The sequence below is a fragment of the Streptomyces sp. NPDC001604 genome, assembly GCF_042893475.1.
Lineage (GTDB): Bacteria > Actinomycetota > Actinomycetes > Streptomycetales > Streptomycetaceae > Streptomyces.
Genome location: NZ_JBIAUY010000017.1, coordinates 15,520 through 35,772 on the forward strand (window position 1 = coordinate 15,520; position 20,253 = coordinate 35,772).

At 72.1% G+C, this 20,253-nt stretch carries 25 protein-coding genes; 15 read left to right on the plus strand and 10 right to left on the minus strand.

Translation table 11 applies throughout. The features are described 5' to 3' along the window. Positions 1-8: 8 nt before the first annotated feature. Positions 9-242 carry a DUF6480 family protein gene (locus ACFY1E_RS35240; protein ID WP_389083401.1) on the minus strand — a complete coding sequence of 78 codons (234 nt, stop codon included), beginning with the start codon at positions 240-242 and terminating at the stop codon, positions 9-11. 141 nt (positions 243-383) lie between these two features. Here ACFY1E_RS35240 and ACFY1E_RS35245 point away from each other — a divergent pair, with 141 nt between their 5' ends. The 4 genes from ACFY1E_RS35245 (at position 384) to ACFY1E_RS35260 (ending at position 4,390) form a co-directional block, all read left to right on the plus strand. Continuing rightward, on the plus strand, positions 384-2,555 hold the full coding sequence (locus ACFY1E_RS35245) for a SpoIIE family protein phosphatase (RefSeq protein ID WP_389083403.1): 2,172 nt from the start codon (positions 384-386) through the stop codon (positions 2,553-2,555). A gap of 103 nt (positions 2,556-2,658) precedes the next feature. After that, on the plus strand, positions 2,659-3,360 hold the full coding sequence (locus ACFY1E_RS35250) for a nucleotidyltransferase family protein (RefSeq protein WP_389083406.1): 702 nt from the start codon (positions 2,659-2,661) through the stop codon (positions 3,358-3,360). Further along, the gene (locus tag ACFY1E_RS35255; RefSeq protein WP_389083408.1) at positions 3,357-3,638 is read left to right on the plus strand and encodes a hypothetical protein; all 282 of its coding nucleotides are present in this window, start codon (positions 3,357-3,359) and stop codon (positions 3,636-3,638) included. Before ACFY1E_RS35250 ends, ACFY1E_RS35255 begins: the two co-directional genes overlap by 4 nt. Then, positions 3,635-4,390 carry a metallophosphoesterase gene (locus ACFY1E_RS35260; RefSeq protein ID WP_389083410.1) on the plus strand — a complete coding sequence of 252 codons (756 nt, stop codon included), beginning with the start codon at positions 3,635-3,637 and terminating at the stop codon, positions 4,388-4,390. Before ACFY1E_RS35255 ends, ACFY1E_RS35260 begins: the two co-directional genes overlap by 4 nt. 28 nt (positions 4,391-4,418) lie before the next feature. Here the strand turns inward: ACFY1E_RS35260 and ACFY1E_RS35265 are convergent, their stop codons facing one another. Together ACFY1E_RS35265 and ACFY1E_RS35270 are read right to left on the minus strand one after the other, a co-directional pair. Next, the gene (locus tag ACFY1E_RS35265; RefSeq protein WP_389083412.1) at positions 4,419-5,945 is read right to left on the minus strand and encodes an FAD-dependent oxidoreductase; all 1,527 of its coding nucleotides are present in this window, start codon (positions 5,943-5,945) and stop codon (positions 4,419-4,421) included. A 93-nt stretch (positions 5,946-6,038) separates the two neighbouring features. Then, positions 6,039-6,359: a DUF3040 domain-containing protein gene (locus ACFY1E_RS35270; RefSeq protein ID WP_389083415.1), complete on the minus strand. Its 321-nt coding sequence runs from the start codon at positions 6,357-6,359 to the stop codon at positions 6,039-6,041. A 120-nt stretch (positions 6,360-6,479) separates the two neighbouring features. Here ACFY1E_RS35270 and ACFY1E_RS35275 point away from each other — a divergent pair, with 120 nt between their 5' ends. Both ACFY1E_RS35275 and ACFY1E_RS35280 read left to right on the plus strand, forming a co-directional pair. Further along, positions 6,480-6,956, plus strand: coding sequence for an SRPBCC family protein (locus ACFY1E_RS35275; RefSeq protein ID WP_389083417.1), 477 nt, complete (start codon positions 6,480-6,482; stop codon positions 6,954-6,956). A gap of 63 nt (positions 6,957-7,019) precedes the next feature. Further along, positions 7,020-7,499: a flavin reductase family protein gene (locus tag ACFY1E_RS35280; protein ID WP_389083420.1), complete on the plus strand. Its 480-nt coding sequence runs from the start codon at positions 7,020-7,022 to the stop codon at positions 7,497-7,499. A 54-nt stretch (positions 7,500-7,553) separates the two neighbouring features. Here the strand turns inward: ACFY1E_RS35280 and ligD are convergent, their stop codons facing one another. The 3 genes from ligD to ACFY1E_RS35295 form a co-directional block, all read right to left on the minus strand. Next, positions 7,554-8,534, minus strand: coding sequence for a non-homologous end-joining DNA ligase (gene ligD, locus ACFY1E_RS35285; RefSeq protein ID WP_389083422.1), 981 nt, complete (start codon positions 8,532-8,534; stop codon positions 7,554-7,556). Between the two features lie 97 nt (positions 8,535-8,631). Then, positions 8,632-9,534 (minus strand): SDR family NAD(P)-dependent oxidoreductase, encoded by a 903-nt coding sequence (locus ACFY1E_RS35290; RefSeq protein ID WP_389083424.1) that lies wholly within the window; start codon positions 9,532-9,534, stop codon positions 8,632-8,634. 55 nt (positions 9,535-9,589) lie between these two features. Then, positions 9,590-10,339 (minus strand): SDR family oxidoreductase, encoded by a 750-nt coding sequence (locus ACFY1E_RS35295; protein WP_389083426.1) that lies wholly within the window; start codon positions 10,337-10,339, stop codon positions 9,590-9,592. Positions 10,340-10,455: 116 nt separating this feature from the next. Between ACFY1E_RS35295 and ACFY1E_RS35300 the strand changes: the two genes are divergently transcribed. Next, the gene (locus ACFY1E_RS35300; RefSeq protein WP_389083428.1) at positions 10,456-11,148 is read left to right on the plus strand and encodes a TetR/AcrR family transcriptional regulator; all 693 of its coding nucleotides are present in this window, start codon (positions 10,456-10,458) and stop codon (positions 11,146-11,148) included. An 18-nt stretch (positions 11,149-11,166) separates the two neighbouring features. Here the strand turns inward: ACFY1E_RS35300 and ACFY1E_RS35305 are convergent, their stop codons facing one another. Continuing rightward, positions 11,167-11,850, minus strand: coding sequence for a response regulator (locus ACFY1E_RS35305; RefSeq protein WP_389083431.1), 684 nt, complete (start codon positions 11,848-11,850; stop codon positions 11,167-11,169). Positions 11,851-11,906: 56 nt separating this feature from the next. Beyond that, positions 11,907-12,185 (minus strand): hypothetical protein, encoded by a 279-nt coding sequence (locus tag ACFY1E_RS35310; protein ID WP_389083434.1) that lies wholly within the window; start codon positions 12,183-12,185, stop codon positions 11,907-11,909. 388 nt (positions 12,186-12,573) lie between these two features. Here ACFY1E_RS35310 and ACFY1E_RS35315 point away from each other — a divergent pair, with 388 nt between their 5' ends. Further along, positions 12,574-12,882, plus strand: coding sequence for an oxidoreductase C-terminal domain-containing protein (locus ACFY1E_RS35315; protein ID WP_389083436.1), 309 nt, complete (start codon positions 12,574-12,576; stop codon positions 12,880-12,882). A 3-nt stretch (positions 12,883-12,885) separates the two neighbouring features. On the opposite strand, the gene ACFY1E_RS35320 is transcribed toward ACFY1E_RS35315, so the two are convergent. After that, a complete protein-coding gene (locus ACFY1E_RS35320; RefSeq protein WP_389083439.1) occupies positions 12,886-13,743 on the minus strand; it encodes a DUF3152 domain-containing protein in 858 nt (285 codons plus the stop codon). 140 nt (positions 13,744-13,883) lie between these two features. Between ACFY1E_RS35320 and ACFY1E_RS35325 the strand changes: the two genes are divergently transcribed. The 4 genes from ACFY1E_RS35325 (at position 13,884) to ACFY1E_RS35340 (ending at position 17,263) form a co-directional block, all read left to right on the plus strand. Beyond that, positions 13,884-14,564, plus strand: coding sequence for a response regulator transcription factor (locus tag ACFY1E_RS35325; RefSeq protein ID WP_389083441.1), 681 nt, complete (start codon positions 13,884-13,886; stop codon positions 14,562-14,564). 44 nt (positions 14,565-14,608) lie between these two features. Further along, positions 14,609-16,099, plus strand: a complete 1,491-nt coding sequence (locus ACFY1E_RS35330) for an ATP-binding protein (RefSeq protein WP_389083444.1) — start codon at positions 14,609-14,611, stop codon at positions 16,097-16,099. Further along, the gene (locus ACFY1E_RS35335) at positions 16,096-16,647 is read left to right on the plus strand and encodes a GerMN domain-containing protein (RefSeq protein WP_389083446.1); all 552 of its coding nucleotides are present in this window, start codon (positions 16,096-16,098) and stop codon (positions 16,645-16,647) included. The genes ACFY1E_RS35330 and ACFY1E_RS35335 overlap by 4 nt, the downstream gene beginning before the upstream one ends. 85 nt (positions 16,648-16,732) lie before the next feature. Continuing rightward, complete coding sequence (locus ACFY1E_RS35340; protein WP_389083449.1) at positions 16,733-17,263, plus strand: MarR family winged helix-turn-helix transcriptional regulator; 531 nt, start codon at positions 16,733-16,735, stop codon at positions 17,261-17,263. A gap of 13 nt (positions 17,264-17,276) precedes the next feature. Here the strand turns inward: ACFY1E_RS35340 and ACFY1E_RS35345 are convergent, their stop codons facing one another. Continuing rightward, positions 17,277-18,458, minus strand: coding sequence for an MFS transporter (locus tag ACFY1E_RS35345; protein ID WP_389083865.1), 1,182 nt, complete (start codon positions 18,456-18,458; stop codon positions 17,277-17,279). Positions 18,459-18,518: 60 nt separating this feature from the next. Here ACFY1E_RS35345 and ACFY1E_RS35350 point away from each other — a divergent pair, with 60 nt between their 5' ends. Genes ACFY1E_RS35350 through ACFY1E_RS35360 form a run of 3 tightly spaced genes read left to right on the plus strand, consistent with a single transcriptional unit; the run spans position 18,519 to position 20,199 of the window. Then, on the plus strand, positions 18,519-19,322 hold the full coding sequence (locus tag ACFY1E_RS35350; RefSeq protein ID WP_389083451.1) for an AraC family transcriptional regulator: 804 nt from the start codon (positions 18,519-18,521) through the stop codon (positions 19,320-19,322). A gap of 31 nt (positions 19,323-19,353) precedes the next feature. Beyond that, positions 19,354-19,731 (plus strand): DoxX family protein, encoded by a 378-nt coding sequence (locus ACFY1E_RS35355; protein ID WP_389083454.1) that lies wholly within the window; start codon positions 19,354-19,356, stop codon positions 19,729-19,731. Next, on the plus strand, positions 19,732-20,199 hold the full coding sequence (locus tag ACFY1E_RS35360; RefSeq protein WP_389083457.1) for a peroxiredoxin: 468 nt from the start codon (positions 19,732-19,734) through the stop codon (positions 20,197-20,199). Positions 20,200-20,253: the final 54 nt, after the last annotated feature.

Below are 20,253 nucleotides of genomic sequence, written 5' to 3' on the forward strand. Positions count from 1 at the left end.
GCGAACGATCAAAGGACGAGGGCCAGTGCGAAGGCGAGGAAGAACGCCGCCACCAGCACGGTCACCACGAGGATCACCGCCAGTGGCCCCTTGGCCCAGCCCTTGGTGGGGTTGTGCACTTCGCGCGGACCGGCCTCGGGAAGGCTGCTCTCCGCAGGAGGCGTTTCACCCGGGGGCACACCGCCCCCGGGTTCCAGCCCCGTCGTACGTTCGGGCTCGGGATCAGGGTTTGTGAACGTCATGGCATCCGAGTCCCCCTGCGCTGATCGGATATCACCAGAACGGGACGATTGGGCTCCGGATCCTGACCCCGCGTCCGCGAGCCGTCCCCTGCTTTGAGCGGGTCGACCTGGGAACTCGTCGGATGTTCGACGGGAGGTGCTGTGACCCAGAGCGACGCTACGGCGGATGTCGCCCCCGAGCCGGTCGACACGGCGCTGCTGGACGTGGTCCGGGACTGCGGAGCGTCCAGGGGCCTGCTGTACGCCCTGCCTCGCAACGGTGACGCGCTGTGGCTGGTGGCGTTGACGGGCACTCCCCGTGAAATGGCCGATCCGTGGACGCGGGTGGGCGTGGCGGACTCCATCCCGGTGGCGGACGCCGTGCGGTCCGGTCGCCTGGTGTGGATCAGCGACGTGGAGGACATGGCCCGCCGCTACCCGCGCACCTCACTCGTTCTGCCGTACGCCTTCGCGCTGGCGGCCGCGCCCCTCGCCGCCCGGGGCTCGGTCGTGGGCGGGCTGGTGCTGTTGTGGCCGGCCGCTCATCCGCCGCGGCTCAGCGGCGCCGAGCGCGCGGCCATCGACGCCGGCTGCCGGCGACTGGGCCGCCTGCTGCACGACGCGGCGGACCGCAACGCCCTGCCCGCGCCGGGTGAACCGCGGATCCTGCCCCACCCGTCCCGCGCCCGTGCCCTACGAGCCGAGGTCAGCGAAGAGGCGGCGTTCATCGCACGGCTGCCGGGCGGTGCCTGCGGCCTGGACGACACCGGCCGGTTCACCTTCGTCACCCCCGAGGCGGCCCGCCTGCTCGGCGCCGACGCCGACAGCTTGCTGGGCGCCCTGCCCTGGGAAGCGCTGCCCTGGATGGACGTCCCCGAGATCGAGGACTCCTACCGGTCGACGGTGGTGAGCGAACGGCCCACCACCTTCAGCGCAGTGCGCCCGCCGGACATCCGGCTGGCCTTCGCGCTCTACCCGGACGCCTCCGGTATCAGCGTGCGGATCACCCGCAGCGATCCCCGCGACGAACTGTCGTCGAGCCCGGCGAGGTCCCACAGTGCTCCTGCCCACCCCGCCGGTACGAGGGAGCCCGTCGCACATGGACCGAGCCGGGCCGGCTCCCTTTACCACCTGATGCACATGGCGGCCACGCTCACCGAGGCCCTCGGCGTCCAGGACGTGGTGGACCAGGCCGCCGACCAGCTCATGCCCGCGCTCGGCGCCACGGCCATGGCCGTCATGGCGCCACGGGGCGGCAGACTGAGAATCCTCGGACACCGCGGCTACGACGCCGAACTCATGGAACGCTTCGACGACCTGCCTCTCAACGCCGACACGCCCGCCGTGCGCGTGATGGAGACCGGAAGCCCGCACTTCTTCCGGGACTTCGACGAACTGAGGCGGTCGTATCCGGAAGCCGTCCACTTCGACGACAAGACGTCCTGGGCGTTTCTCCCGCTGATCGCCTCCGGCCGGGCCGTCGGCTCGCTCGTCCTCGCCTACGACCGCCCCCGGCACTTCCCGCCCGCCGAGCGCGCGGTGATCACCGCGCTGGCCGGCCTCGTCGGCCAGGCTCTCGAACGGGGCCGCCTCTACGACACGCAGTTCGCCGTGGCCCATCAGCTCCAGGCCGCGCTGCTGCCCCGGCACCTCCCCTCCCTGCCCGGGCTGCAGGTCACCGCCCGCTACCGGCCGGCCGGCCACGGTGTCGAGGTGGGCGGTGACTTCTACGACCTGATCCGTCTGAACGACACCACCGTCGCCGCCGCGATCGGCGACGTCCAGGGGCACGACATCGACGCGGCGGCCCTGATGGGCCAGGTCCGCACCGCCGTGCACAGCCAGGCGGCGGCCGGGGCCTCCCCGGGAGACGTGCTCGGGCGGACCAACCGGCTGCTCGTCGGCCTGGACCCCGGCCGGTTCGCCAGTTGCCTCTACGCCCACCTGGATCTGGGCCGCCACAACCTGTGCCTGGCCAGTGCCGGCCACCCGCCTGCCGTGCTGCGCCATGCCGACGGCCGCACCGAGGTCCTCAGTCCGCCTCCCGGACTGCTCCTCGGCATCGACGACCAGGCCGACTACCTGGCCGCCGAGTTCCCCCTGCACCCCGGCTGCGCCCTCGTCCTGTACACGGACGGACTCGTCGAACGGCCCGGCGTCGACCTGGACGACGCCGTCAGCACGCTCGCCGAACTCATCGGACGCACCGATCCCGAAGACCCCGACGCCATGGCCGACACCCTCGTCCGTCACGCCTCCGATCCCGCCGACGACGTGGCCCTGCTCGTCGTCCACCTCGCCGAAGCCACGCCCGACCAGGCCGGGGACGACTGAAACCGTGTCGCTCCGACGGCCCGGGGGTACCCGGACGTACACACGGGCGGGGGCGGACAGATCCGCTCGTGCCCCGACGCCGGGAACCGCGAAGGGAGCGCCCATGGTGCACGACGCGCACGGCGCGGCCCGCGCCGACGACTCGGGCCCCACCGGCCTGCGCCTCGCCCCGGGGGAGCCGCAGCCCGCCCCGCGGCCGGACGAGGACCTGCCCCGTGACCGTACCCAGGCGATCCTGGAGGCGACCAAACAGGTTGCCGCCCTGCTCAAGCAGAAGGAGCACAGATTCGCCCTGGCCGGAAGCGTGGCGGCCTACGGCCATGGCGTCAGTGGAAGGCTGCAGCACGACGTCGACTTCTGCGTCCTTCGCGAGGACGCCGACGCCGTGGCGGCCACGCTGCGCGAGGGCGGTCTCACCGTCCACCATGCGCCGGAGGACTGGCTGCTGAAGGCGCGCTGCCTCGGCCAGAGCGTCGACATCATCTTCGAACTGGCAGACCGCCCCGTCACCCCGGAACTGCTCGCACGCGCCTGGGAGTTGCCCGTCGACTCGGTCCGTATGCCGGTGCTGTCGCCGACGGACCTGCTGGTGAGTCTCCTCAAGGCCTTCTCGGAACATCACTGCGACTTCGGGGCCGTACTGCCGATCGCCCGCTCGCTGCGGGAGAAGGTCGACTGGCAGGAAGTACGGCGAACCTGCGGCGACCGGCCCATGCCCGCAGCCTTCCTGTTCCTCCTGGAGCGCCTGGACGTGATCGATGCCGAGTCGGGGCAGCGAGCCGAACCCTCCGAGGAACAGTCATGAGCGAGCACACGGTCCAGCCCTCCTCCGGTGCCCCGGCGGGCCTCGACTACCGGGTCGCCCACCTGACCGAACGGTTCGCGACCGGTCTGCCCGGAGAACTGGGCGTACGGGCCGAACTGCGCGGCGAGGCCGTCCTGCTCACCGGCACGGTTCCCTCGGCCGGGTGCCGAGAGGACATCATGCGCATCGCTCGCGAGGCCTTCCCGGACGTGCCGCTGCACTGCGACATCGTCACGGCGCGAACGGCCCCGCCCGACGACGCGGAGGACCTCGCATGACGAGGGTGGCGGCCGTCGGAGACATCCACCTGGGGGTGGAGAGCCACGGGGTGCTCCGCCCCGCGTTCGAGACGCTGCCGGACTGCGCGGATCTTCTGCTGCTGGCCGGCGACCTCACCCGCCACGGCACACCGGAGGAGGCCCTGGTCGTCGCCAAGGAGGTCGAGGACCTGGCGGTGCCGGTGGTCGCGGTCCTCGGCAACCACGACCATCACGGCGGATGCCCGGACGAGGTGGCGGCCGTCCTCGAGGATTCCGGCGTACGGGTCCTGGAAGGGCGGTCCACCGTCGTCGTGACCAGCGGCGACACCCGTGTCGGCATCGCCGGGACCAAAGGGTTCGGGGGCGGGTTCGCGGGCAGGTGCGCGGGAGAGTTCGGCGAGCCCGTCATGAAGGAGTTCGTCAGGTACTCCCGCCGGTGTGCGGACGGCCTGCGGACCGGACTGCGGGAACTGGCCCGGGCGGAGTGCGACGTGCGGATCGCACTGACCCATTTCTCACCCGTGCCGGACACCCTGGCAGGTGAGCCGCTGGAGATCTATCCGTTCCTCGGCAGCTATCTGCTGGCCGAGGCGATCGACGAGGAGGGCGCCGACCTCGCCGTCCACGGACACGCCCATTCCGGCACCGAACACGGGATGACCAGCGGCGGAGTGCAGGTGCGGAACGTGGCACAGCCGGTCATCGGGCGGGCGTTCCACGTCTACAACCTTCCGGCGCGGGAAGCGAACCTGTCGCCGGACCAGGCGTGAGCCGCTGGGCATTCCGCAGGCGGTCGTCTCAGATGTCGCGCTGCTCCAACGGCCGTACGGCCGGGCCCTGCAGGATCTGCCCGTCCGGGGCGAAGCGGGAGCCGTGGCAGGGGCACTCCCAGGCCTGTTCCGCGCGGTTGAACGCCACGAGGCAGCCCATGTGGGTGCAGCGGGCCGACACCGCCTGCAGTTCACCCTTCTCGTCACGGTGCACGGCGCACTGCCGCCCTCCCACCCGCACCACGGCGCCGCCGCCCCGCGGAATGTCCGCCGTCGAAGGCCCCGTGACGGCGGGCAGCCGGTCGCCGACGAAGTGACGGGCGACCTGCGCTTGATGCTTCAGGAACGAGGCTCCCTCGCGGACCACGGAGAGCAGACGGCGTGGATCGTAGAGGCCGGCCCAGGCGACCTCGCGGCCATTGAGGAGGTCGCTGATCAGACGGCCCGCCATGATGCCGCCGCTCAGCCCCCAGCCACCGAACCCGGTGGCCACGTAGGTGTGACGGCTGCCCAGCCAGAACGGTCCGACGAGCGGCACGGAGTCGGTGGCGTCGTTGTCCTGCGTGGCCCAGCGGTGGCTGATCGCGACCCCCGGGAAATGGCTCGCGGCCCAGGCGGAGAGCCGGGCGAACCGCTCCTCGACATCGGCGGTGCCGGGTGTGAAGTGCTCACCGGTGACGATCAGCAGGCGTTTCCCGTCACGGTAGGGCGCGCTGCGCACGGACCGGGTGTTCTGCTCCGGCGTGATGTACATGCCGCGCGGCGCCCGCTCCTCGTCGATGGTCCCGGCGACGACCAGTTCGCGGCGCGGGGAGAGCCGGGTGAAGAGCAGGGCACGGTCGAAGACGGGGTAATGGGTGGCGATCACGACCTCGTCCGCCCGCACCGACACTCCCGCGTCCGTCGCCAGGACGCAGGGCTCGCCCTCCGTGAGGCCCACGACGCGTGTGTGCTCGTGGACGGCACCGCCCCGGCGACGCAGGTCCTCGGCGAGGGCCAGCAGGTATTTGCGCGGGTGGAACTGGACCTGTTCCGTGACCCGGACCGCACCGGCGACGCTGAACGGCAGCTCGGTCTCGGTCACGAACTCGGCCGCCAGGCCCGCCTCCCGCGCCGCCTCCGCCTCCGCCTGCAGCTTTCCCAGCAGCCGGGGCTGCTCGCCGTAGGTGTAGGCCGCAGCCTCTTCCCAGTCGCAGTCGATGCCCAGTTCGTCGACGATGTCGGCGGCGTGCCGGATGGCAGCACTCTGCGACTCGGCATACAGGCGTGCCCCGGTCGGGCCGCGGGTGCGGCGCAGATGGTCGTAGGTCAGCGTGTGCAGCGCGGTCAGCTTGGCGGTCGTGTGGCCCGTGACCCCGGCGGCGAGGCGGCCCGCCTCCAGTACGGCCACCTTGCGTCCCTGCTGGACCAGTTCCCACGCCGTGCACAGACCTGCGATGCCACCGCCGACCACGGCGACGTCGACGGCGATGTCGCCGGACGGCGGGGGAGTGGGTTCACCCGGCGGCGCCGTCTCGAGCCAGTACGATCCGTGGATTTCCGTCTGAGCGGTCATGACCGCCGAGTTCCCGCCCCGGTGCCCCGGACACACGCAACCGCCGCCGAACGCGGTCGCCCGGGGAGCCGGCAGGTGCCGTGCGGGGCTGGTTCACAGCCACGAAGTGAGGCGATGTGTGCCCCTGCGCGCACGGCACAGCAGCCGGAAGGCCTGCAACAGCGTGAAGGGCCACAGGCCGGCGAAGCACCAGATGACGACCGGATCCGAGGTGAGGATCCCCATGACGACGAGGAACAGCGATGCGCACGCCAGGAGGGCCACCGACAGCGGGAGCCAGAGCCGGGAGCCCGGCTCGCCGCGCATGCTTCGGGCGAGGCGCCGGTCGCAGCTCAGCTCCGCTTCGATGCTCCGCAGGGCGAGCCGTTCATGCGACGACAGCACGACATCATCGGGGTCCGGGTGCTCAGCCATGACCCCTCGAGTTCCCCGTACGGGCTGACTGACGCCTTTGCTGGGTACCCGGTGCCACGCACACGCGCAGGAGGCCGGTCGCCCGGCGCGGCCGGCCCCGGAGCAGGCAAGGAGGCACCGATGGGCACGGTCAAGGAAGCAGTGGACGTGGAGGTTCCGCTGCACATGGCGTACAACCAGTGGACTCAGTTCGAGGAGTTCCCGAACTTCATGGAGGGCGTCGACGAGGTCAGGCAGCTCGACGACCGCCACAACCACTGGACCACCAGCATCGGCGGGGTACGGCGCGAGTTCGACACCGAGATCGTCGACCAGTTGCCGGACGACCGGATCACCTGGCGGTCCGTGGGCGGCGACACGCAACAGAGGGGATCGGTCCGGTTCGAGCGACTGGACGACACGCACACCCGCGTGGAACTGGTGATGGAGGTCGAACCGAGCGGGGTCGCCGAGCAGAGCGCGGACGCACTGGGCCTGATCGACCGGCGGGTGAAGGGGGACCTGCGCCGCTTCAAGGACTACGTGGAGAGCGAGGGCGGCGCCACCGGCGGCTGGCGTGGCCGCATCCGACCCGAGGACCCCGGCACACCGCTGTGACGGTCGGCTGCGGGGTCCCGCGCGGGCTCGCGGTTCGACGACGAGGGTGAGGAGCGAGGGGACATGACAGACCTGGACGCGTTCATGAGTCGGCTGAGTCCCGACATGTGTGTCGTCACGGCCGCGGCGGGCACGCAGCGGTCGGGCTGTCTGGTCTCCTTCTCCTCCCAGTGCTCCATGCGGCCGGTGCGGTTCGTGGTGTGGATCTCCAGGGCCAACCACACCTACGCGGTGGCCCGCGCCGCGGACCGCCTGACCGTTCATCTGCTGACCCGTGAACAGCACGAGCTGGCAGCTCTGTTCGGCGGGGAGACGGGTGATCGGACCGACAAGTTCGCGCATGTGCCCTGGACGCGCGGACCCGGCGGCTCGGTCGTCCTGGAGGAGGCCGCCGCCTGGTTCGTGGGCAGCGTCGAACAGCGCGTCGACGGCGGCGACCACGTCGGCTTCGTCCTCGCACCCGAGGACTGGGGCACTTGCGCGGACGGCCCCCTGCTCCGGCTCGACGACGCCCGGGACATCAGCCCCGGCCACCCCGTATGACGGCATGTCCACGGTAGGTTCACCATCACGTGACGGTGTGTCAGGTGGCAGGGTTCAGACCCGGTCGTCCGGGATGTCGGCCGATGCATCCTCGGGCGCGAGGTCGGGCCTCAGCCGCAGCCAGGACGGCTGGCGCAGCAGTCCCGCCCGGGTGCGGGTGCTGTAGCGGACCTCGCCCACCAGCCGGGGCACCACCCACCGGGCCCCTGCGACCGACGGCACGGGATCGAAAGGGCACACGTCGGTCGCGGCGGCCCGCAGCAACGAGGCGAGCTGCGACCGCTCGGCCTCGCTCCAGCCGGTGCCCACACTCCCGACGTACCGGAGCCGTCCCGCGGCCCGCTGCCCCACCAGGACGGCGCCCGGCAGCCCCGACAGTCGTCCCTTGCCGGGCAGCCAGCCGCCCACCACGACGTCCTCGCTGCGCATGTTTCGGATCTTGATCCAGGACCGGGAGCGCACCCCGGGCTCGTACGTCGAGTCCAGCCGCTTGCAGACCAGGCCCTCCAGACCGTGCTCACGGGTGGCCTGCAAGGCCTGTTCACCGTGTCCGACCAGGGCGGCCGGGGTGGACCAGTACGGGCCGTGGAGCCCCAACCGCTCCAACTGCTCGCGCCGCCGGGCATAGGGGAGCGCTGTGAGATCTCGGCCGCCCAGGTGCATCACGTCGAACAGGATGAGGTGGACGGGCGCCTTCGCTGCCTGCCGCGCCGCCCTGGCGGGTGCGTGCGCCAGCCCCATGCGGGGTTGCAGCAACTGGAAGTCGGCCCGGCCCTGTTCGTCCAGCGCCAGCACCTCCCCGTCGAGCACGGCAGGAGTCGCGCCGAGCGCCTCGCCCAGCGGCCGCAGCTCGGGATATGCGGCGGTGATGTCCTCCCCGGACCGTGCCCGCAGCAGGATGCTGCCGTCCCCTTCGAGGTAGGCCACCACGCGCTGGCCGTCCTGCTTGGTCTCGTAGGCCCAGCGGGAGTCCTGCGCGGCGGGCGGCAGGGAGCCGGGCGTGGCGAGCATGGGCGGGATCAGGGGGAGTGTCACGGGGTGAGTTGTCGACGGTGTGGTCCGCCGCCATTCGCCCCGACGGCCGGGTTCCCCTGAACGGCGCTGCCCGTGGGCCGGCTGCCGACGGCGCTGCCTACAGGCTGCTCGTCGGCGTCAGCAGGTCGTCGAGGCCCACCCTGCGGAAGAACTCCGCGCGGACGCGGTCGGCCACGGCGGAGACGACCTCGCTGCCGTCGCGGCTCGGATCCACGTGAACCCGCAACGGCCGCCTGCCGGGCGGCAGTTCGACGGTTCGCACGACGGCCTCGGCCACCTCGGTGACATCGGCGTCCGGCGGTATCAGCCCGGCCAGCCGCACGTTCACGTCGTCCATGAGCGTCTTGTAGCGGGCGTCGTAGGCGGCGGCCCGGTCGGCGTCGGCCGGTGCGCCGGCGTGGGCGAAGTGGTTCGTGCCCGAGGTGAAGGCGCCCGGCACGACGATCGAGGTGTCGATCCCGAACCGTATGAGCTCGGCGGCATAGCTCACCGCGAGGGCGTCCATGGCGGCCTTTGCCGCGAAGTACGGGGCGAGGAAGGGCGGGCAGCCGCCGCGCGTGCTGGAGGAGCCGATCCACACGAGGTGCCCCTGTCCCTGCGCGCGCAGCCGTGGCAGGGCCGCTCGGTTGACGCGCTGGGTGCCGAGCACATTGGTGTCGTAGACATCCGCCAGCTGCTCGGGGCTGAAGGCCTCGGCCGGGCCGAGCACCATGTGCCCGGCGTTGTGGACCAGGACGTCGAGGCGGCCCTGCTCGTCGACGACCCGGGCGACGGCCGCGTCCGCGCTGTCCTGCCGGGTGACGTCCAGTTCCACGGCGTGCAGGTCGACTCCGTGCCCGGCCGCGTGGGCGGCCAGGTCGGCGGCGGCTTGAGCGTTGCGGCTGCCGAGGGCGCGCATGCCCGCGTACACGGTGTGCCCACGCTGGGCGAGCGCACGGACGGTGAGGGCGCCGAAACCGCTGGAGGCGCCGGTGACGAGAATGACCTTGCTGTCAGTCACGACTGTTCCTTTTGAAGTCTCGAACTCTGGGGCTGGCGAAGGACGGTGCGGGCCGTCAGATGATGCCGCCGTTGGCCCGAACGACCTGTCCGTTGACCCAGTGGCCCTCGGGGCCGGCCAGGAAGGACACGAGGCCCGCGATGTCCTTCGGCGTCCCCAGGCGTTCCAGCGGCGGCTGTGCGGCCAGACGGGCGATCGTCTCCTCGTCCTTGCCGTCGAGGAAGAGCTCGGTGGCGGTGGGCCCGGGCGCCACCGCGTTCACGGTCACGTCACGGCCGCGCAGCTCCCGGGCGAGTATCAGCGTCAGCGCCTCGACCGCCCCCTTGCTCGCGGCATAGGCGCCGTAGCCCGGGAAGGCGAGACCCACCACCGATGTGGAGAAGTTGACGAGCGCCCCGCCCGGGCGCAGGCGGCGGGCGGCCTGCTGGTCGACGACGAACGTGCCGCGGACGTTGGTGTGGTAGAGGGCGTCGAGTTCACCGAGGTCGAGTTCGGCAACAGGGGAGAGAAGCATCCTTCCGGCCGCGTGCACGACCGCGTCGACGCCGCCGTAGGTGGCCTCCGCCAGGTCGAACAGGTCGGCGACCGCCGTCTCGTCGCCGACGTCCGCGCGGGCGGCGTACGCCGAGCCGCCTGCGGCCTCGATGGTCTGAACGACCTCGTTGGCCGCGTCCTTGTTGCCCGCGTACCCGACGACGACCGCGAACCCGTCGGCGGCGAGACGCTCGGCGACCTGTCGGCCGATGCCGCGGGATCCGCCGGTCACGATCGCGACGCGCCGGTCCATGGGGGACTGAGTGGTCATGGTTGCACCCTTCGCTCATAGCGCTGCTACGCATTGCTCGTATCGACGATAACACAGCTTCGTAGCGTCGCTGCCGGAATTTCGTATCGGCGATACGGATGGCGTACCGTGGACCCATGGATGCGCGGGAAAAGATCCTGGAAGCGGCCACGGAACTGCTGGCCAAGGCGCCGGTCGCCGATGTCTCGACGCGTGCGGTGTGCGAGGCGGCCGGAGTGGGGGCGCCGATGCTCTACCGGCTGTTCGGCGACAAGGCCGGGCTGCTGGCCGCCGTGGTCGACCGGGGCTTCGAGGAATACCTCGCCTCCAAGCGGGCGGCGCGGCCCAGCGACGACCCGGTCGCCGACCTCAGGAGCGGCTGGGACAACCACATGCGTTTCGCACTGGAGCACCCCAACCACTACCGCCTGATGTACTCGCCCGAGCTGACCGCCCCGCCCGCCGCGGTCCAGGAGGCGCACGCCCTGCTGCACGGCATCCTCGAACGCTGCGCCGCCGCAGGCCGGCTCACCGTCCCGCCCGCCCTCGCCACCCAGATGATCATGTCCGCCAATGTGGGTGCGGCCCTGTCGATGCTGACCAGGCCCGAGCAGTACCCGGACCCGCAGTTCTCCGAGCGGCTGCGCGACAGTGTGCTCGACTCGCTGACCCGCCCGGTCGGCACACGCGAGCCGGAAGGAGGGGACAGCGCCGTCCCGGTCGCCGCCGCCACGCTCGCGGCCCGCTTGCGGGCCGCACAGTCCCAGGTCTTCACACCGGCGGAGTCGGCTCTGCTGGAACAGTGGCTGGACAAACTCTCCGCAGGCTGATCCCGCAGCCCGCGGTGCTCAGCGCTCCGCCGGCCGCGATGCCTCCACGAGCCCCGACTGGTGGGCGAGGACGACGAGTTGGGCGCGGTCGCGGGCGCCGAGCTTCGCCATCGCGCGGTGCACATGGGTGCGTACCGTCAGCGGGCTGACGCAGAGCTTCTCGCCGATCTCCTCGTTGGAGTGGCCCTCCGCCACCCACGCCGTCACCTCGCGCTCGGGGGCGGTGAGCGCACTGAGGCCGCCGGACGCCGCCGGCGGGGCACCCTGGGCGGGGGCGGACAGAAAGCGCGTGATCAGCACGCGCGTGGCGAGCGGGGAGAGCAGCGAATCGCCCGCGGCCACGGTCCGGATGCCGTCGAGCAGCGCGTCCGCGGTCACGTCCTTGCCGAGGAACCCGCTCGCGCCTGCCTGCAGCGCCTGGGCGACGTACTCGTCGATCTCGAAGGTGGTGAGGATCAGGACGCGCGTGCCCGACAGTTGGGGGTCGGCGCAGATCGCGGAGATGGCGGCCAGGCCGTCGGTTCCGGGCATGCGGATGTCCATCAGGACGAGGTCGGGGCGGTGCGCGCGCGCGAGGGCGAGGGCCTCGACGCCGTCGGCGGCCTCGGCGACCACCTCCATGTCGTCACAGGAGTCGATCAGGATCCGGAAGGTGGCCCGCAGGAGGGCCTGGTCGTCGGCGAGCAGCACGCGGATGGTCATGATGTCCGTTCTTGTCGTCTCATGGTCCCCGTCCGTGGGGCACGGGGTTCTGGGCGTCAGGGAGCGGTGGGGTACAAGGGCGGGCGGGTGATGACCTCGCATCCGCCCTCCAGGGGGCGACCGGCCCGGAGGGCGCCGCCGCCGGACTGGGCACCCTCGCGCAGGCCGATGGGCCCGAGGCTGCGTTCCGGGTCGAGGGCTTTCGCGTCCGGCCGGAGCGGGCCGGGCAAGCGGCTGTCGCTTCCCGGTCGGAAGGCGGTGACCAGGAACGCAGCCGTCATGGTGTCGACGGTGCGCGCATGTCCGCCCGTGTATCGCTGCCAAGGGATGCTCATCGCGTCTCTCCGGTCGGGTCCTGGAAACCATGGTGTGCGATGCCCGCCGAGAACGACGGGCGAGGACCGCCCGTGTCCTGCGCCGCGGACGACCCTCTCGGAGGAAGGGCGCGAGGTCAGACGCAGACGGACTCCTGTACGACGGCCTTGGCCGCGGGCGGATCGTGCAGGCCCTTGCGGGTGAGCGCCTGGTTTCCGGGGCGGTGCCGCCCCGCCGACCGGGACGAGCACGCGATGAGTTGCTTGCGTCAGGCAAGCTGCTGTCGACGACCCCGGCTTGGCGGCCTACCCGGATCAGTCTCCTCGGCGCCGGGGCGGAGGCGCCGGGGCGGCCCATGGAGCAGCGCTTCGACCTCGTGGTCCTCGACGCCGCACAGCCCGATCCGGCGTGCCTCGGCCGAGAGCGCCGCCTGCCGCCCGCAATCCGCTCGCCGCGGTGCCGTACTTCTGCTCCGACCGGTACGACAAGAAGATCCAGGGCTACGGCTGTCTGCGGGGGGCAGACGAAGTCGCCGTCCCCGACGGGGACTTGGCCAAGGGCCGGTTCGTGGCCGCCTGCAGCACCGGCGAGCGGGTGAGCGGTGCGCTTGCGGTGGGCATGCCGCCCAGGGCCCGCCTGCCGTGGCGGCAGGCGGTCGCTGCCGGAGCCGTCCGGGCAGAGGCCGGGTGCGCCGGCGCGACCGTGCCGGGGGCCTGACCTTCAGGGCGCGGCGGGGCCGGTGAGGTACCGTCCCCGCTCGTCGTAGGGCCAGACGTTCGGCACACAGCCGTGCATGCCTTTGATCTGCTGCATCATCGCCGGGGCCGGCTGCCCCGGCCCGGGACAGGTGACGTGGCCGTGCCCGAGGAAGTGGCCGACCTCGTGGTTGATGATCAGCGCGTGATAGGCGCTGACGTCCTCGGCGTAGACGGGGGTGGCGAGCAGCCAGCGTTCGAGGTTGACCATCACCTTGTGGTTGACGCTGCAGTTGTACTTGCCTTCGGTGTCCAGACCCCCCTCGGCGACGCACGTCTTGTCCACCGTCCCCGGAGTCGCGACCCGTACGACGAAGTCGGTGGTGCCGCCTGAGACCCGCTGGAACGCCGAGTGGCTGTCCGCGGTCCAGCCACGCCGGTCGGCGAGTATGCGCTCCACCTCCTTGGCGACGGCGGCAGCCGACACGTCGATGTTCTTCTCGACCTCGACCCGGTAGCGCAGCGCCGTGCCGGTCCCGACCTTGGCGCTCCCACCGGCTGCGGTGATGAACGTGTCCGGCCCCGTGGCCGGGATCTTCGGGGTGGCCGGGGTGGAAGCGCTGAGGGACGGGCTGGGCGACGTCGTGCCCGGGCGGGGTGAACGCGAGGGCCCGGCGCCCGACTTCGCGGGTGCGGTGGGTCGGGGCCGGTCGTGGTGCGCGTCGGCGGACGTCCAGCCCACGGCCGCGAAACCGGTGACGCTCAGGACGATGAGCGCGGCCAGACCTCCCCACACCTTCGTCCTCGGCCGACGAGCGGCGGCGTGCGAGGCAGCGCCCCGACGACGGCGGCTGGGCGAGCGAGTTGCTTTGTGCGCGGTCATGGTCGTTCAGGTTGTGATCGATATGTGATCGGATCTGGCCCGAACGATAACGAAAAGGTAACGCCCTGTCGGCTGCGGGTGCATATGATCATCCCGTAACAGAGGCCCGGCGGACCGGGGGAGATGCCGATACTGAGCCCATGCCGCGAGTTCTGCTGATCGAAGACGACCGTGCCGTGCGGGAGGGCGTCGCCCTTGCCCTGCGCCGTCAGGGGCACGAGGTCGCCACCGCCGTGACGGGGGAGGACGGCTTGGAGCTGGTGCGTTCCTTCCGGCCCGATGTCGTGGTGCTCGACCTGATGCTCCCAGGTGTGCCGGGCCTGGACGTGTGCCGTGCGCTGCGCGCTCTCGACCAGACGCTGCCGATCATCATGGCCACCGCGCGGGGTGACGACGAGGACATCGTCGTAGGGCTGGAGGCCGGAGCCGACGACTACGTGGTCAAGCCCGTGCAGGCCCGGGTGCTGGAGGCGCGCATCCGAGCCGTGCTGCGCCGGGTGGCCGGCGCACCCGGCGACGGCGGCATACCCAAGCTCGACAGCTACGGGGACCTGACCGTCGACCGGGCCGGGTTCTCGGTCACCCTGAAGGGTGCGCCGGTGGCGCTCGCCGCCTCCGAACTGCGGCTCCTGATGACCCTGTCCGCCTCACCCGGCCAGGTGTTCAGCCGGCAGCAACTCCTCGAAGCGGTCTGGGAACACAGCTACCACGCCGACGCGCGCCTGGTGGACGCCTGCGTCAAACGGCTGCGCGCCAAGATGGGCGAACCCCGCTACATCGAGACGGTGCGCGGCTTCGGCTACCGGTTCGCCTCCCTGTGACGCGCACGCCGAAGGCCCGACGCGGCTTCGCAAGGCGCTTCAGGGTGCCCCAACTGCGTGGCCTGCGCACCCGGTTGGTCGTCGCGTTCGCGCTCGTGGCCGCGCTCACCGCGGCGACCACCGGCGCCCTGAGCTTCCGCGAAGCGCGCACCGGTCTGCTCCAGCAGAGCCAGGACACGGTGATCGCGCAGCTGCGCGCCCAGGCGAACCGGCTCGCCCCCGAGGTCGCCGTGCCGCCGGACGAGGCCGAACTGCGGCGGTTCGCGGCCGCCATGGCCGCAACCGATCCCTCCGGGACCTGGCGCGTCATGGCCACCTACCGCAATCTGAGCGCGACATCCTTCGGAGGAGACCGTTTCGCGGAACTCACACCGGCTCTGCGCAAAGCGGTGGACACCCGACTGGCCACCGTCTTCCAGAGAGTGAACAGCGGCGGCCACACCGCACTCGTCGTCGGCATGTCGGTCACCTTCACCGGAGGCGTGGGCGACTCGGGCCTGCAGGTCTTCCTGATCGTTGCGCAGACCAAGGAACAGGCGTACGTCGACGCCCTGGTCACCGCCATCGAACGGGCCACCGTGCCCGCCCTGGTGCTGGCCGTGCTGCTGGCCCTGCTCGCCGCGCGCGGGGTGCTCAGGCCGGTGCGGGCACTGCGCGGTGCCACCCGCAGCATCGCCGAGGGACGGCTGGACACCCGGCTCGCCGTCGACGGCTCCGACGAACTCGCTGATCTGTCCCACACGTTCAACGAGACTGCCGCCGCCCTGGAGGCGTCGGTGGCCGAACTGCGCGGCATGGAGGCCCGCGCCCGCCGGTTCGCCGCGGACGTCTCGCACGAACTGCGCACCCCGCTGGCCGCCATGTCCGCGGTCACCGACGTCCTCGACGAGGACGCCGCCCGCCTCGACCCGGACACCGCCACCGCGGTCCGGCTGATCAGTGAGGAGACCGTGAAGTTGGCCCGTCTGGTGGACGATCTGATGGAGATCTCCCGCTTCGACGCGGGCGCGGCCGTGCTGCACCTGGACGAGATCGACCTCGCCGAGTCGCTGCGGCGCACCCTCGCCGCCCGCGGCTGGACCGACCTGGTGGACGCCGAGTTGCCGCCGCCCGACGCACTGCGCGGGCGCGTCGACCCCCGCCGCCTCGACGTCGTCGTGGCGAACCTGGTCGGCAACGCCCTGCGGCACGGCGCCCGCCCCGTCCTGTTGCGTCTGACCGAGGCGGGACGACCCGCGGCGGAGCGACGGGCGGTCATCGAGGTACTGGACAGCGGGCCCGGCATCCCCGACGCCGTGCTGCCCCATGTCTTCGAGCGCTTCTACAAGTCCGACGCCGCCCGCACCCGCACCGAGGGCAGCGGCCTGGGCCTGGCGATCACCGCCGAGAACGTCCGCGTGCACGGCGGCAGCGTGAGCGCCGCGAACCGGCCGCAGGGCGGCGCCGTCTTCACCGTCGAACTCCCTCTGCGCAACGAGCAGTCGGCGCAGGGGCAGGCGGACGGTGAAGCGTGGGCAGGAGGGAGCAGATCATGAGTACCGCACGCAGATCCGCGTTCCTGGTGTGGCTTCCGATGCTGGGCGCGCTCGCCTCCTGCGGCATTCCCACGACCGGTGTCGTGGAGGCGGGCGGACCCGCGAGCGGGGTCGCGCCGACGCTGCAGGTCTACTTCGTGGCCGGCCGCACCCTGCGCGGCGTGGACCGCATGCTTGCCGGGCCGGTGGATGTCGAGTCGGCCGTACGGGTCCTGTTGAAGGGGCCGACCCGGGCGGAACGGGCCGAAGGCCTGTACACGGTGTTGCCACCCGAGGCTTCCCTGATGTCCCGGGTGACGGTGACGTCCCGCGACGGCCGCGTGACCATCCGGCTGTCCGCCGTTCCGGGGAACTCGGGCGACCTCGCCGCGGCGCAGCTCATCTGCACGACCGTCGCTGCGCAACGCGTCATCGCCCCGGGCGCCGACCCACAGCCGGTGACCGTCACCGGGCCGGGCGGACTGTACGCCCGAGGAAACGGAACGCGATGCCCAAGTGATTCGGGGACGTCCGATGCTCCGGCTACGTCCGGTGGTCCGGGGGCGTAGCGCAGCCGGCAACAGCGGCGCACGACGCGGGGAAGTCCCCCAGCAGATTACTTGAGTTACGCAACAAGATGGTAAAGTGGACCGCATGTCCACTCCACCGCTCCCCGAGATCCCCGACACCCCCGCCTCGGACGAAGTGATCGAGATCGAGCGGGCGCTCACCCGCATCACCTACCTGAGCACGCGCGCCAGGCAGCACGACCGCCTGATGGCCCTGGCCGGTGTGCCGCTGGACCGGGCGGCCGTTGCGCTGCTGCGGCAGGTCGCCGATTCCGAGCCGCTGCGCCCGGGGGAACTGGCCGCCCGGCTGGGAGTGGAGGCGTCCCACGTCACCCGCACGGTGCAGCAGTTGCAGAAGTCCGGCTATGTCACCCGCGTACCGGACCCCGACGACCGACGCGCCCAGCGCATCGAGCTTACCGAGGCCGGGCAGCAGGCCATCGACCGCATCCGTGAGGCGGGTTCGCGGGGCATGCAGGCGGCACTGTCCCACTGGGAGCCGGAGGAGCTGCGGCAGCTGGCCACCCTCTTCCACCGCATGGTCGACGACTTCCTCGCCGCCGCCGTAGAGGTGGAGGCGCAGGAGCAGTCGCCCGCGCCGGCCGGTACCGCCTGATCCGACGACGCGCTCACGTCGAGGCCGCGCGGGGGCGCCGCCGCACGGGCGCCGACCCCACCGCCGCAGCGGGCTCCCGCAGACCGCACAGCAGAAGCCGGCCCAGGGCGGGCAGCACGATCAGCGGGACCAGGGCGGTCCGCAGAGAGGTGGCGTCGGCCAGCGCCCCCAGCACAGGGGTGGCAAGCCCGCCGACGCTCACCGTCAGCCCCAGCGTGACCCCGCTCGCCGTCCCCGGCCGCCGCGGCAGGAAGTCCTGACCGAGCGTGATGTGCAGCGCGAAGGGGACGTACAGGCCGGCCGAGGCGAGCACCACGAACAGGTAGACCACCGGGCCGGGTACCAGAATCACGCCCGCAACGGCCAGGACGGTCAGTGCGTACGACCGGCGCACCACCGCGACCCGCCCGAACCGGTCGGCGAGCCGGCCCCCGGCCACCGTGCCCAGCGCACCGCCCCCGTACAGCACGAACAGCGCCGCCGTACCAGCCGCCTCCCCGCCGCCCGTCCGCTCGCGGACGTAGAGCGAGACGAAGGCACTCAGTCCGACGAAGACGATCGAGCGGCACACGATCGCACCGGACAGCCGCAGGAACGAAGCCCAGTCGTCGCTGCCGGTGGCCGCGCTCGTACGGAGGACGGCGCCGCGGCCTCCCGACGAGCGCACCGCGGCCGCGCACAGCGCCGCCCCCGCCACCGCCGGTACGACCAACAGGGGAGAGGCGCTCAGGCCCGAGGTGGCGATCACGGCCGCGACCAGCAGCGGCGCGGCCGCGAAGCCCAGGTTGCCGCCGAGCGAGAACCAGCCCATCGCCGTGTTGCTGCCACCCGCGGCGGCGCGGGCCGCCCGGGCGGCCTCCGGATGGTAGGCGGCGACGCCGATCCCGGACACCGCGACCGCCACGAGCGTGAGCGCGTACGAGTCGCCGACCCCGCACAGGGCCACACCGGCGCCGCCGGTCAGCGCGCTGACAGGTAGCAGCCACGGCAGCGGCCACCGGTCGGTGAGCACCCCGAAGAGCGGCTGCACCACGGACGACAGCAGCGTGGCGGCCAGGACGACGCCCGAGGCGGCGGCGTAGCTGTAGGCGCGCTCCGAGACGAAGAACGGCACGAGCGCCGCCACCGCTCCTTGGTACACGTCGACGCAGGCGTGCCCCAGGGAGAGAAGGGCGATGGGACGGTTGCGAGGCATGGTCACCCTGCGATCGTCCCGGCGGACGCATCCGGCCCGCTTTCGATAATCTGCCTCCTTGTGTCGAACATCCGCCACTCGCCGAAGGCGCGCACCCGCGCCCGCAGTCTGGCCGCCGGCGAGCGCATCGACGCGCACCGGCACGACGAGCACCAGATCGTCTACGCCGGCTCCGGCGTCCTCGCCGTCACCACCGACGCCGGCACCTGGTTCGCCCCCGGCACCCGGGCGATCTGGGTCCCGGCCGGCACCGTCCACGCCCACCGCGCCCACGGCCACCTGGACCTGCATCTGGTGGGCCTGCCCGCCGAGGACAACCCCCTCGGTCTGGACGTCCCGACCGTCCTCGCCGTCAGTCCGCTGTTGCGCGAACTGATCCTCGCCTACACCCGCGACCCCGACGACGACACCGCCGAACGCCGCCGTCTGCTGGCCGTCCTGCGCGACCAGCTGCGTGCCTCGCCCCAGCAGCCGATGCGCCTGCCCACGCCCACCGACCCCCGGCTGGCCGCCGTCTGCGCGATCGTCCACGCGAACCCCGCCGACCCGCGCACCCTGGCCGCCCTCGGTGCCGCCACCGGGGCCGGCGAACGCACCCTCAGCCGGCTCTTCCGCCACGAGTTCGGCATGACCTTCCCGCAGTGGCGCACCCAGTCCCGCCTCTACCACGCCCTGCGCATGCTGGCCGACGGCACCCCCGTCACGACCGTCGCCCACCACTGCGGCTGGTCCTCCGCCAGCGCCTTCATCGACGTCTTCCGCCGCTCGTTCGGCTACACCCCGGGAACCCACAACCGCCGCGCGCAGGGCCCGGCTTCCGGAACCGACCCGGGCGCCGGAACCACGCCCTCTACCCTCGGGTAACATCCGGCAGCAGGTCATCAGAGGAGGAACCGTGCCACGGTCCGAACGCTCGCCCCTGCTGCTCGCCGGCCTGCTGGCCGCCGCGGGTGTCGCCCACTTCGCCTCGCCGCGCAAGTTCGACGAGACCATCCCCGCGGCCCTGCCGGGCACGCCCAGGACGTGGACGTACGCCAGCGGCGCCGCCGAGCTGGCCCTCGCGGCGGGCATCGCCCTGCCCCGCACCCGCAAGCCCGCGGCCCTCGCCGCCGCCGCGTTCTTCGTCGGCGTGTTCCCCGCCAACGTGAAGATGGCCGTCGACTGGCGGCACCGCCCCACCCCGCAGAAGGCCGCGGCCATCGGACGGCTGCCGCTGCAGGTGCCCCTGGTGCTGTGGGCGCGCAGCGTCGCGAAGAACGGGGAGGGCCGCTAGGTGAGCGAGTCTGTGAACGTCGGCGACAAGATCGACGACTTCGAGCTGCCGGACGAGACCGGCACCGCCCGCACCCTGTCCGAGCTGCTCGCCGACGGACCGATCGTGCTGTTCTTCTATCCCGCCGCGCTCACCCCGGGCTGCACCGCGGAGGCCTGCCACTTCCGTGACCTGGCCGCAGAGTTCGCGGCCGTCGGCGCGCGGCCCGTGGGCATCAGCGGTGACTCCGTCGAGAAGCAGCAGGAGTTCACCGGCCGCCACAGCCTCGGCATGCCGCTGCTGTCCGACGCGGACGGCACTATCCGCGAGCGGTTCGGCGTCAAGCGCGGTTTCAGCCTGGCCCCCACCAAGCGGGTCACCTTCGTCATAGCGGAGGACCGCACCGTCCTGGAGATCGTCCGCAGCGAGCTGCGGATGAACACCCACGCCGACCGGGCCCTGGCCGCCCTGCGCGACCGGAAGAAGTGACCGCCGCGGAACGGAGGGCCCGCCGGGCCCTCCGTTTCGGTTGAAGCGGTGCGA

Excerpts from the sequence above, each read along its gene's own strand:
- ACFY1E_RS35320 (WP_389083439.1), bottom strand. The coding sequence starts at position 13,743 with ATGACCGCGCACAAAGCAACTCGCTCGCCCAGCCGCCGTCGTCGGGGC.
- ACFY1E_RS35325 (WP_389083441.1), top strand. The coding sequence starts at position 13,884 with ATGCCGCGAGTTCTGCTGATCGAAGACGACCGTGCCGTGCGGGAGGGC.
- ACFY1E_RS35340 (WP_389083449.1), top strand. The coding sequence starts at position 16,733 with ATGTCCACTCCACCGCTCCCCGAGATCCCCGACACCCCCGCCTCGGAC.
- ACFY1E_RS35310 (WP_389083434.1), bottom strand. The coding sequence starts at position 12,185 with ATGAGCATCCCTTGGCAGCGATACACGGGCGGACATGCGCGCACCGTC.
- ACFY1E_RS35265 (WP_389083412.1), bottom strand. The coding sequence starts at position 5,945 with ATGACCGCTCAGACGGAAATCCACGGATCGTACTGGCTCGAGACGGCG.
- ACFY1E_RS35305 (WP_389083431.1), bottom strand. The coding sequence starts at position 11,850 with ATGACCATCCGCGTGCTGCTCGCCGACGACCAGGCCCTCCTGCGGGCC.
- ACFY1E_RS35250 (WP_389083406.1), top strand. The coding sequence starts at position 2,659 with ATGGTGCACGACGCGCACGGCGCGGCCCGCGCCGACGACTCGGGCCCC.
- ACFY1E_RS35300 (WP_389083428.1), top strand. The coding sequence starts at position 10,456 with ATGGATGCGCGGGAAAAGATCCTGGAAGCGGCCACGGAACTGCTGGCC.
- ACFY1E_RS35295 (WP_389083426.1), bottom strand. The coding sequence starts at position 10,339 with ATGACCACTCAGTCCCCCATGGACCGGCGCGTCGCGATCGTGACCGGC.
- ACFY1E_RS35255 (WP_389083408.1), top strand. The coding sequence starts at position 3,357 with ATGAGCGAGCACACGGTCCAGCCCTCCTCCGGTGCCCCGGCGGGCCTC.
- ACFY1E_RS35345 (WP_389083865.1), bottom strand. The coding sequence starts at position 18,458 with ATGCCTCGCAACCGTCCCATCGCCCTTCTCTCCCTGGGGCACGCCTGC.
- ACFY1E_RS35280 (WP_389083420.1), top strand. The coding sequence starts at position 7,020 with ATGACAGACCTGGACGCGTTCATGAGTCGGCTGAGTCCCGACATGTGT.
- ACFY1E_RS35270 (WP_389083415.1), bottom strand. The coding sequence starts at position 6,359 with ATGGCTGAGCACCCGGACCCCGATGATGTCGTGCTGTCGTCGCATGAA.
- ACFY1E_RS35260 (WP_389083410.1), top strand. The coding sequence starts at position 3,635 with ATGACGAGGGTGGCGGCCGTCGGAGACATCCACCTGGGGGTGGAGAGC.
- ACFY1E_RS35240 (WP_389083401.1), bottom strand. The coding sequence starts at position 242 with ATGACGTTCACAAACCCTGATCCCGAGCCCGAACGTACGACGGGGCTG.
- ACFY1E_RS35275 (WP_389083417.1), top strand. The coding sequence starts at position 6,480 with ATGGGCACGGTCAAGGAAGCAGTGGACGTGGAGGTTCCGCTGCACATG.
- ACFY1E_RS35335 (WP_389083446.1), top strand. The coding sequence starts at position 16,096 with ATGAGTACCGCACGCAGATCCGCGTTCCTGGTGTGGCTTCCGATGCTG.